This window comes from Desulfuromonas sp. CSMB_57 (assembly GCF_020194955.2).
Taxonomy (GTDB): Bacteria; Desulfobacterota; Desulfuromonadia; order Desulfuromonadales; family Syntrophotaleaceae; genus JAFCIY02.
This window is the reverse complement of record NZ_JAFCIY020000015.1, coordinates 24,576-34,758: the sequence shown is the minus strand read 5'-3', so window position 1 is coordinate 34,758 and position 10,183 is coordinate 24,576. Positions and strand designations below refer to the sequence as shown.

10 protein-coding genes are annotated in these 10,183 nt (G+C 57.7%); 9 read left to right on the top strand and 1 reads right to left on the bottom strand.

From position 1 onward, the window contains the following. Positions 1-57: 57 nt before the first annotated feature. The 5 genes from ccsA to JQN68_RS04220 all read left to right on the top strand — a co-directional run bounded on the left by ccsA (position 58) and on the right by JQN68_RS04220 (position 6,667). Positions 58-915: a cytochrome c biogenesis protein CcsA gene (ccsA, locus tag JQN68_RS04240; RefSeq protein ID WP_225073241.1), complete on the top strand. Its 858-nt coding sequence runs from the start codon at positions 58-60 to the stop codon at positions 913-915. A gap of 2 nt (positions 916-917) precedes the next feature. Further along, on the top strand, positions 918-1,688 hold the full coding sequence (locus JQN68_RS04235) for a hypothetical protein (protein WP_225073242.1): 771 nt from the start codon (positions 918-920) through the stop codon (positions 1,686-1,688). Continuing rightward, positions 1,685-3,481 (top strand): SAM-dependent methyltransferase, encoded by a 1,797-nt coding sequence (locus JQN68_RS04230; RefSeq protein ID WP_225073243.1) that lies wholly within the window; start codon positions 1,685-1,687, stop codon positions 3,479-3,481. Before JQN68_RS04235 ends, JQN68_RS04230 begins: the two co-directional genes overlap by 4 nt. 79 nt (positions 3,482-3,560) lie before the next feature. Continuing rightward, complete coding sequence (locus JQN68_RS04225) at positions 3,561-5,327, top strand: SAM-dependent methyltransferase (protein ID WP_225073244.1); 1,767 nt, start codon at positions 3,561-3,563, stop codon at positions 5,325-5,327. Beyond that, entirely contained in the window at positions 5,324-6,667 is a 1,344-nt protein-coding gene (locus JQN68_RS04220; RefSeq protein ID WP_225073245.1) for an APC family permease, read from the top strand. Before JQN68_RS04225 ends, JQN68_RS04220 begins: the two co-directional genes overlap by 4 nt. Positions 6,668-6,775: 108 nt before the next feature. On the opposite strand, the gene JQN68_RS04215 is transcribed toward JQN68_RS04220, so the two are convergent. Then, on the bottom strand, positions 6,776-7,171 hold the full coding sequence (locus JQN68_RS04215; protein ID WP_225073246.1) for a YHS domain-containing (seleno)protein: 396 nt from the start codon (positions 7,169-7,171) through the stop codon (positions 6,776-6,778). A 445-nt stretch (positions 7,172-7,616) separates the two neighbouring features. Here JQN68_RS04215 and JQN68_RS04210 point away from each other — a divergent pair, with 445 nt between their 5' ends. From JQN68_RS04210 to JQN68_RS04195, 4 genes are all read left to right on the top strand, one after another. After that, entirely contained in the window at positions 7,617-8,435 is an 819-nt protein-coding gene (locus JQN68_RS04210) for a molybdate ABC transporter substrate-binding protein (protein WP_225073247.1), read from the top strand. 662 nt (positions 8,436-9,097) lie between these two features. Next, positions 9,098-9,331, top strand: coding sequence for a type II toxin-antitoxin system ParD family antitoxin (locus JQN68_RS04205; protein ID WP_225073248.1), 234 nt, complete (start codon positions 9,098-9,100; stop codon positions 9,329-9,331). Continuing rightward, positions 9,328-9,618 carry a type II toxin-antitoxin system RelE/ParE family toxin gene (locus JQN68_RS04200; RefSeq protein ID WP_225073249.1) on the top strand — a complete coding sequence of 97 codons (291 nt, stop codon included), beginning with the start codon at positions 9,328-9,330 and terminating at the stop codon, positions 9,616-9,618. Before JQN68_RS04205 ends, JQN68_RS04200 begins: the two co-directional genes overlap by 4 nt. Positions 9,619-9,888: 270 nt before the next feature. Further along, on the top strand, positions 9,889-10,179 hold the full coding sequence (locus JQN68_RS04195; protein ID WP_225073250.1) for a helix-hairpin-helix domain-containing protein: 291 nt from the start codon (positions 9,889-9,891) through the stop codon (positions 10,177-10,179). Positions 10,180-10,183 lie beyond the last annotated feature (4 nt).

The window sequence follows — 10,183 nt, the reverse complement described above, 5'->3', positions numbered from 1 at the left end:
TTTCACAGGCAAGCGCGGCCGGAACCCGACCCGGCCGCGCAAGCGAGGGCAACACGCATGAGCACAACTGATGCCTCCTCTATGTTGTTGATTGGGGCTGTCGGCGGTTACGCCGGCAGCCTGATTTTTCACTGCCTGCGCCCAAGCCGGTCCGCCTGGATGACGATTCTGCTGGCGACCGGATTCGGTTTTCATACCCTGTCTCTGTTGACCCGCTCCTGGTCCTGGGGCGTGTTTTCCCTCAACGGTGTGTTCAACGTCAGCCATTTCCTGCCCTGGTGCTTTGCGCTGCTGGCTTTGCTGTTGTTGTGGAAAAAAAGCGAGGACGCCGCCTCCATCGTCTGGCCCACCGCCATTGCCGCCCTGCTGGGCTTGCTGCTGCCCATCTCCCTGCCGGCTCCGGGGCCGTTCAGCGCGACCCTGTTTTCCCCGGCATTCTTCTTTCTCGAAGTCCTGGCCACGGCCTGCTGGTTGCTGGCCGGCTGGTTTGCCTGGCGCTTTCTGCGCGGCCGTTACCAGGGCACGTTGTTCAACAGCCTGGCCATCTGGGGCTTCATCCTTTACAGCCTGGCGCAGATTGTCGGAGCCATCTGGAGCTACCTGGGCTGGGCGACCCTGTTTCACTGGAGTGAGCGGCACCTGCAGTCGGCGGCCATCTGGTGCTGCTATTGCGGCTACCTCCACACCCATTTCGATCGTGCCGTGACTTTGCGCCACAAGGCGCGCTGGGCGTTGACCGGCGCCGGCCTGATGCTGGTCTTCGGTTATGTCCTGCAGGTGGTGCCCTATATGACCCTGTTCGCAGCCAAGGCAAAACCGGAACAGGTTGTAACCGGTACGGTTGTCGAGGCGGCGGGCCCGGAGTTGCCCGCGGCGATCGAAGCCATGAACACCACCGGCCGGGAGGAGCGCTGATCATGAGAACATTTTGGAATTGGCTGGCCGGCCTCCGCTTGACCCTTTGGCTGCTGGTGCTTCTCTCCCTCAACCTGTTCATCGGCAGTTTTCACGCCAAATTCCTACCGGTTTACGATTTGCTGAACCGCAATCTGCTGCTGCCCTGGTTCATGCAGCATTCGGGATGGCATGCCTGGTGGTTGCTGAGCCTGCTCGCCCTGCTGACCCTGTTGGGCATCAACACTTTCGCCTGTACCTTGAACCGGGTCCTGTTTCTTTGGCAGCGACGCGGCCAGCATCAGCCCTACCTGTTCTGCCTGTTGCTGGCGCCTTCGGTGATGCATGGTTGCTTCCTGCTGCTGCTCATGGGCCATGCCCTGACCGATTTTACCGGCGTCAAGACCGGTCTGCCGGCCCGGGCCGGCGCTTCGCTGGAACTGGCCGGCCGACACATCGCGGTGCTGGATTATCAATGCCGTTTTACCGGAGCCCCCCTGCCGCCCGGCAGTCTCGAACAATGCCGGGCGGATCTTGAGTTGACGGCCAACGGTCGCTCCGAGTGGCGCAGCGTGGAAATTCTGGAGCCGGTGTACTGGCAGGGCCTCAGCCTGCATTTGGGCATGGTCGGCAAGCCGCAGGACAACCAACCCTATCGGATTCCGGATATGGGCATCACCGTGAAGCGTGATCCCGGCATGCTGCTGATTCTGTTGGGCAATGGCGTTTTGTGTCTTTTGATGCTCTGGTATTTCCCCGGAATTTTGAAATTGCGCAAAGGAGAGGACCCATGAAAAAAGTCGCCTTTGCCGCCGCCTTTGGTTTGCTGCTGGTTGCCCTCATCGGCATCCCGCGGCTGCGGGCCGCGGACCCTGCTCCCCCGGTGCTGACCGTTGGCGGCATCGTCAAACATCCCTTACGCCTGACCCTGGATGATTTGGCCAAATTTCGATCGATTCCCTTGCAAATGAACGAAGTGAGCCGGGACGGCCGATTCCATGGTGTTTTCCGATACCAGGCAGTGCCGCTGCGAACGTTGCTGGAAATGGCCCTGATCGAAAAGGAAGCCCAGGATTTTACCAAACCGGTCGATGTGGCGGTCCGCTTGCGGGATCGCCAGGGGCGCCAGGTGGTGCTTTCGTGGGGGGAGATATTTTACAGCAATCCCGGGGAGATCGCCCTTGCCTACAGCGCGGAGCCGGTCATGCCCAGACACTCGGCCGCCAACTGCGCCTCCTGCCACAGCCCCGCCGAATACCAGCCGGCTTTGGACGTGCTTAAACGGCGGGTGGGATTCCCCAAATTGTTGCTCACCGGTGATTTTTTCAATGATCGAAACCTGGAGGATGTTGTCAGCATCGAAGTCCTGGATCTGCATCCGGACATTCGTGTGGACCGCTCGGCAAAACCCTACTCAAAATCATTTCGTATTGCCGGGACGGTGGACAAGCCTATGGAGATAAGCAATCTGGCCCGTTACGAGCAGATCGAAGTCCAGAAAAAGGTGGTGGGCACCGGGCGCGGTTATCATGGTTTGCATCGCTATCGTGGTGTGCCGCTGGTCAAGCTCCTTGAAGCCGCCGGCGTCAAGCCCGAACTGGACCAGGCGGTGCTGGTTTCCGCCCCCGATGGTTACCGGGCTCTGTTTGCCATGGGCGAACTGTTTCTTTCTCCCCTCGGACGCCGCATCATTGTGGCCGCCAGCCAGAACGGCAAGCCCTTTCAGGACCCGGGCGGCAGGTTCACCATGATTGTACCAGACGAGTTGACCGATGACCGCGACGTGCAAGCTGTCGACCGTATCGAAGTGGTCGATTTGAGGCAACGGGCAAAATTGTTCATCATCGGCGTTGGCCCCGGCGATACCAGTCTCATTACCCTGGAGGCCTTGTCCGCCTTGCAGAAAGCCGACGCCATGGCGGCACCGGACGATATCGCCAAGCGTTTCGCTCCCTATCTTACCGGCAAGGAGCAGCTGTTCGATCCCCTGAAGATGGCCCGTCCGCTATTCACCCGGCAGAATCCCCAGTTGTCCAAAGAGGAGATTGACCGCCGGCTCGATACCATGCGGCAGGAGCCGGTGAAGAAGATCAAGGCGGCCCTGGCCGCAGGGCGCAGCGTGGCCTTTCTGGATTGGGGCGATCCCCTTATTTACGGCAGCAGTCGCTGGGTGCGCAACTATTTTGAGGAGGATGAAATCGTCAGCGTGGCGGCCATGAGTTCCTTCAATGCGGCCAATGCCATGGTTGCGCGGGATATCGGCGGCAATGGCTCCATCATCATTTCCGCGCCTGACGGTTTGCGGCGCAACGAGGACCTGCTGCGCGCTGTGGCCGCCAATGGCGATACCCTGGCCATATTCATGGGTCTCAAGGATTTCCAGGAGTTGCTGCCTCTGTTCAGGAAACACTATGTGGGCGGCACGCCGGTCAACCTGGCCTATGCGGCCGGCATTTCCGGTCGGGAGAAGCTGGTACGGACCACCCTCGATGAAGTAAGCAAAAAACTTGCTGACGAAGAGGAAAAGTTTCTCGGTCTGATTTATGTCGGTCCGGCGCTGGCGCACCAAGCCGGAGCCTGGCCCTGATTGTCTGTGAGGGACCTCGGACCCTGCAAGGCTGCATGCGGCTTTCGGGATGGAAGAATTTGTGTGAGGGAGTATTGCATTGAAGAATTGGAACGTATGGTCCGTATTCACTTTGCTGATTGCTTTGTTGACGGCTGCGCCGATTTGGGCCGCCGATGACAAGCCCGCCGCCCCGGCAGTTCTGGCGATCAGCGGCATTGTCAAAAATCCCCAGCGACTGACCCTCGAAGACTTGGGGCGGTTGCAGACCGTAACCGTACAGGCCAACGAAGTGGATCGGCAAGGACGCTTCCACGGCTTTTTTCAGCACCGAGCGGTACCCCTGAAAACCCTGTTGGACATGGCGCATATCCAAAAGGAGGCGTCCGATTTCGCCAAGCCGATCGATGTGGCCATCCGGGTTCGCGATCGTCAGGGGCGCCAGGTGGTGCTGTCCTGGGGCGAGGTCTATTACAGCAACCCGGCCGAGGTCACCATTGCCCTGAGCGCGGACCCAGTCATTCCGCGCCATCCCGGCGACAAGACGCAGTTGGCCACCCTCCAACGTCGGGTCGGATTGCCGAAACTGTTGTTGACCGGGGATTTCTATACCGAGCGCTACCTGGAGGATGTGGTCAGTATCGAGGTTATGGATCTGCACCCCGACATTCGTATCGATCGTTCGGCACGCCTTTATTCCGATTCTTTCCGGATCGACGGTTTAGTCGGCAAGCCTTTGGAACTGAAGGACTTGTCTCGTCATCCGCAAATCGAGGTGCATAAGAAATTGTTTGGCGGCAGTCACGGTTTCCGGGGCCTGCACCGGTACCGGGGCGTTCCCCTGGTGAAGTTGCTGGAACAGGCCGGCGTACAACCGGACCTGGAAAAGGCCGTGCTGGTCTCGGCGCCCGACGGCTATCGAGCCCTGTTCGCCATGGGGGAACTGTTTCTTTCGCCCGAGGGGCGGCGCATCATTGTTGCCACGGCCAAAAACGGGCAAAGTTTCAAGGATTTCGGCGGTAAATTCACCATGATCGTGCCGGACGAACTGACCGAAGATCGCGATATCCAGGCCGTGGTGCGCATCGAGGTAGTGGATTTGCGGCAACCGGGCAAGTTGTACATCATCGGCGTCGGCCCCGGTGATACGGATCTGATCACTCTGGAGGCCCTGTCGGCTCTGGCCCGCGTCGACGTCATGGCGGCGCCGGCCGATATTGTCAAGCGTTTCGGCCATTACCTGAGGGGCAAGGAAAATCTTTTTGATCCCCTGCAGTTCATTCGTGGCGTCTATCGGCGCCAACAGCCGGATTTGCCGGAAGAGCAACTCGACGAAATGCTGGCCCGGTTGCGGGCCGGTGAGATCAAAAAGCTCAAGGAGGTGCTGGCCGACGGTCGCAGTATTGCTTTCATGGATTGGGGCGATCCCATGATCTATGGCAGCAGTCGCTGGGTGCGGGAGTATTTCAACGAGGATCAAATCGTCACCATTCCGGCCATGAGTTCCTTCAACGCCGCCAACGCCGTTATCAACCGGGACATCACCGGCACCGGATCCATCATCATTTCCGGGCCTGAGGGGTTGCGCCAAAACGAATTACTGCTGCAGGCGGCGGCCGCCAACGGCGAAACCATGGCCCTGTTTCTGGCCATGTGGGAATTCGAAAAACTGGTCCCCCTCCTGCAACGCTACTATGACGGGCAAACCCCTGTGGCCCTGGTCTATTCGGCAGGTATTGCCGGTAGCGAAAAACTGGTGAGGACCAACCTGAATCAGGCCGCCAACCAAGTGCGGGCCGAATCGGAAAAAACCCTCGGTTTGGTCTATATCGGTCCGCGGTTGGTTGCGGAAGGGATGGTCGAGTGAGTTTGAGTCGTCGCCTGACCTTGGTCGATGCAGTGCTGCTCATTATCGGCAATGTCATCGGTGCCGGCATTTTTACCACCAGTGGTTTTCTGGCCGGCGAACTGTCCCATCCCTGGTTGTTTCTGGGTATCTGGGTACTGGGCGGCGTGCTGTCCCTGTGCGGCGCGCTGACCTATGCGGAGTTGGCCGGGATGTTTCCCCGCTCCGGCGGTGATTATCAGTTTCTCAAGGAAGCTTTCGGACCCTGGGCCGGTTTTCTGTTGGGCTGGGTGGCGTTCTGGGTCATCAATCCCGGCTCCATTGCTGCCCTGTCCATCGCCTTGGCCAGTTATCTGCGGATGGCGCTGCCGCTGCTGAACGGCGTTTCCGAAATGGTTCTTGGCGGCGGGCTGATTTTGATCTTTACGGCCATCAACTGGCTGGGCATTCGTCCCGGGGGCACCACCCAGAACCTGTTCGCCTTGGGAACTCTGGCGCTTCTGGGGGGGCTGGTGCTGGCGGGTCTGGCGGCACCGGGGGTGAATTGGGAACTCTTGACCGGCGTCGCACCAATGCCGTTAAGCTGGTCGCGCATGTTCGGCGGGCCCATGATCGCGGTTCTTTTCACCTTCAGTGGCTGGTTCGCCGCCGCCTATGTCGGCGGCGAAATCAGCAATCCACAGCGCAATCTGCCCCGGGCATTGATTTTCGGCACCCTGGCGGTGACGGTCATTTACCTGTTGATCAATCTGGTCTATGTGACGGCCCTGCCCTTGACCGAGCTGGCCGGGGCCACCAACGTCGCTCAAGTGGTCCTGCAGTCGCTCTATGGGTCGGGCGTAGCGCGATGGGTTTCCCTGCCCATCATATTGGCTATTGCCGCCGGCATCAATGCGACAGTCATGACCGGATCGCGGGTCGCCTATGCCATGGGCCGAGACGGACTCTTCGCGGTGCGACTTGGCCATCTGCATCCGAAATACCGCACCCCGACCGTCGCCCTGGCCTGCCAGGCACTGTTGGGGATCCTGCTGTTGGTGCTGGGCACCTTCGACCAGTTGCTTAGCTACGTCGTGGCGGTCATGGTCTTGTCCTGCCTGGCTTGCGGTCTGGCCCTGTTCGTGTTGCGCTTCCGGAGGCCGGAAACGCCGCGACTTTATCGGGCCTGGGGGTATCCCTTGGTGCCGCTATTGTTCATGGGCGGGTATCTGTTGATTCTGGTCCAGATTGTCCGGGATCGACCCGGACCTGCCTTGCTGGGGCTGTTGATGACCCTGAGCGGGTTGCCCTGCTATCTCTTGCAGCGCCGGCGGCGCCTGCTTGCAGATTCCGGCACGGACCAAGTTGCCGCACCTTCTTGAAACAATGCCCAAGACGACCGAAAAATTAGTTTGCCATGCAAAAAAGGCCCCTCTGTGAGGGGCCTTTTTTGCATGGCAGTCGCTGACCGTGCTCCAGGGATATCGAGACTATTTCGCCATGTCCGGTTCCATTTTGGCCCAGTTTTCATTGGCCTTGCGGAGGTTTTCTGCTTTGTCTTGTTCGAACATTTGCTTTACTTCAGTGGTGTATTGGAGCACCAGGCGGCCATCGATGATCTCCCAGGTGTCGATTTCGACCGGGAACAATACCCCGATGGAGATACCGAAGGCACAATAACCACCGAACGCCGGCAGATATTTTTCGGGTTGTTTTTCAAATGCGGTCTTGTTCTCCTCGGAAGCAAAGACAAACTTGTAGCCGGCATATTCAGCCAGAATTGCAGGATTCCCTTTCATCGGCTTGCCGGCAGAATGAAAGGCCACCGGATCGTAGCCCTGCAACGCGATTTTTCCAAAAGGGTCGGCATTCAAGACGTGCTTCATCGAAAACTCCTTTCATGTTGAAGGGGATTGGGAGACCAGCGACCACGGCATAAAAATGACGAATTGGCGATTAAATGCAACATTATTTCCAGCATGGTACCAATGTTGGCCAGGGAGCATTCGTTCGATAGATATCGTTTCTTGTAGATTTTTGCAGACTACGCTATATAATTCAATATATTTCGATTCGGCTTGGCAAGATATTTCATTGGTCTATTCTTAATTTGTCCCCAATTCTATTTGGTGCCCCAATCGGCTCAAACAAGCATGTCCACAATGCACCTTGGCACTTTTTCAGACTTGGAATTTGAGGAGGTGGTTCGATTCCTTGTGATGTGACGAGAGGAAGCGCTTGGAAGCATATAAAAATCTTTTTATTGTGGGAAAAAATAGATTTCCGAAAAGTTCTTTGGTCAATCAGGCAGTTTAAGAAAAGGGGGAAATTATGAAGTTTGGTAAAAAGTTCCTGACGATGGTGGCTCTGCTGGTTTTTTCTGCGCCTCTGGCCGTGTCGGCCGAGTCCCTGACCCTCTATGCCGCGGGCAGCTTGAAGGCTGCTCTCAGCGATGTGGTGGCCGCCTATGAAAATGCCTATGGCACCAAGGTGACCACCAAATTCGGCCCCAGCGGACTGTTGCGCAAATCCATCGAAGCAGGTGAAAAGCCCGATGTATTTGCTTCTGCGGACATGAACCATCCGAAAACCCTGGCCGCCGCCGGATGGGGCAGTCCGGTGGTACTGTTCACTCGGAATCAACTCTGTGGTCTGGCGCAGCCCGGTCTGGCGGTGACCACCGACAATCTCTACAAGGTTATGATGGACAGGAAGATTCGGGTAGGAACCTCGACTCCGAAGGCGGATCCGAGCGGGGACTACGCGTGGGAACTCTTTAAAAAGGCTGACGGCATCAAAACCGGGAGTTTCGACACCCTTTCCGGCAAGGCCCTGCAGTTGACCGGCGGACCCGACAGCGCCAAGGCTCCCGAAGGTCGCAACCCTTATGGTTGGGTCATGACCGAAAAGCAGGCCGATGTGTTTCTGACCTACTGCACCAATGCGGTGCTGGCGCAAAAGGAAGTCCCGGCGCTTCAGATTGTCCGGGTGCCGGACAATCTGTCCGTGGGTGCCGATTACGGCCTCATCGTCAGGAAAGGGGCCGCCGAGGAGGCATGGCGGCTGGCCATGTTCATCCTGTCGCCCCAGGGGCAAGGCATTCTGCGGGATTACGGATTTGAAGCGGCCGCGATCCCTCAGGCGGATTAACTGCAACGGAATGTGGCGGCAAAAAACACTCGCCACACACAGTGGACATGATTAGACAAATGGCCTTCCGCTCATCGGAAGGCCATTTGTCGATGGAAGTCGCCGGCCTTGCTGTGAGCATATGGACTATCCCGCCATATCAGATTCCATTTTGACCCAATTTTCCGCGGCCTTGCGGAGGTTCCCAGCCTTATCCTTTGCAAACATTTGCTTGACTTCGGTGGTAGATTACAACAGCAGCAGGTCCTGTTGCGGGAACCGCGCAACAAGGCGGAGTTTATCATGCTCAGCGGCCTCCATGCGGCCCAGGATGAGCCGGGCTTCCACGGCCTGTTGACGGGGAAGCCAACATCGAACACATCAGCCGCGACCGGACCACCAAGGCTCTTTCCAACTCCTCCTGTTTTCCTTTATGAACGTTGACGACAAGTTGAAAAATCAGCCGGTGCCGACAGTTTGCCCCGCCAACTACGGTGAGGATGCCTGCTCTCTCGCCGCCCATCGTAGCTGCCGAACCTGGATTGAGTACCTCCGTTAAGACTGAGGGCCACTTTCACCCTGGAGACCAGGTAATGGACCCCTCCCAAACGGGTTGCCTCCGGTTGACAGATGGCAAAGATTGCCATAGGGTGTAGTCATCACCCGATAAAAAGGAGAGCCCCATGGCGACGATGAATATTTCATTGCCCGAGCAGATGAAGAAATGGGTCGAGGAATGTGTGCAGTCCGGGAGGTATGCCAATGCCTCGGACTATGTGCGGGACCTGATTCGGAGAGACCATCTCAAGCTGGAAGAATTAAGAAGGGCCTTGATTGAGGGAGAAAATTCCGGCCCCTCTACGGGCTTGGACATTGAAGCCTTCATCGCGGACAAGAAGAAGTCCCTTTCCGTATGAGCAGGGTCACCTTAACGCCCAAGGCCAAGGGAGACCTGGACGATATCTGGGATTTCACCTTTGCCCGATGGGGTATGGACCAGGCAGAAAAATATGTCCGTGAACTGTGGGCGGTAATGGAAAAACAGGCCACCGATCTCGCAACTTCTATAGATATTGCAGATATGAGGCCGGGATACCGAAAAGTATACGCCGGTTCTCACGTCATTTTCTTCAAAGTGCTATCTGACGGAATCGATGTTGTGCGGATATTGCACCAAAAAATGGATTTCAACCGGCATCTTTAGAAGAATCACCTTCCCGAAAAACCTATGAAACCGGGATAGATCTAATTTTAGAAGGATCTGTCACGGATTTGCGCGGGTATGCTATTGCATCCTGGCCTTGGCAGGATCCACATGCCAGATGGTGATGTGATAGTGGGGACCCTCTACGCCGGGGTGGCCGGGTTATGGGGTTATATCGCCGCTGTCGCCCTTTTTTCAATGGTAACGCCAACGAGTGCTAAAATAGGAAAAAACCGCACGTTGGGATGGACAGCCGCGATGGAGACGCACATGAAAGCCCGGCGACCGGAGCAGGCCCGAGAACTCGAAGAGTTGCCGAACATCGGCAGGGCGATTGCCGCCGACCTGCGTGCCGTCGGCATCATGGAGCCCCGGCAGCTGGCCGAGCTGGCGCCGCTGTCCGTCTACCTCCGCCTAGGCGCCGTCATGGGAAAGCGTCAGGACCCCTGCGTGCTCTACACCCTGCTGGCGGCCAGGCATTTTCTCGACAGCGGCGAAGCCCGCCCCTGGTGGCTGTTCACGGCCGAGGGGCGCCGCCTGCTGCGAGATGCGGAAAGGTGAGGCG

Excerpts from the sequence above, each read along its gene's own strand:
- ccsA (WP_225073241.1), top strand. The coding sequence starts at position 58 with ATGAGCACAACTGATGCCTCCTCTATGTTGTTGATTGGGGCTGTCGGC.
- JQN68_RS04235 (WP_225073242.1), top strand. The coding sequence starts at position 918 with ATGAGAACATTTTGGAATTGGCTGGCCGGCCTCCGCTTGACCCTTTGG.
- JQN68_RS04230 (WP_225073243.1), top strand. The coding sequence starts at position 1,685 with ATGAAAAAAGTCGCCTTTGCCGCCGCCTTTGGTTTGCTGCTGGTTGCC.
- JQN68_RS04215 (WP_225073246.1), bottom strand. The coding sequence starts at position 7,171 with ATGAAGCACGTCTTGAATGCCGACCCTTTTGGAAAAATCGCGTTGCAG.
- JQN68_RS04210 (WP_225073247.1), top strand. The coding sequence starts at position 7,617 with ATGAAGTTTGGTAAAAAGTTCCTGACGATGGTGGCTCTGCTGGTTTTT.
- JQN68_RS04205 (WP_225073248.1), top strand. The coding sequence starts at position 9,098 with ATGGCGACGATGAATATTTCATTGCCCGAGCAGATGAAGAAATGGGTC.
- JQN68_RS04200 (WP_225073249.1), top strand. The coding sequence starts at position 9,328 with ATGAGCAGGGTCACCTTAACGCCCAAGGCCAAGGGAGACCTGGACGAT.
- JQN68_RS04195 (WP_225073250.1), top strand. The coding sequence starts at position 9,889 with ATGAAAGCCCGGCGACCGGAGCAGGCCCGAGAACTCGAAGAGTTGCCG.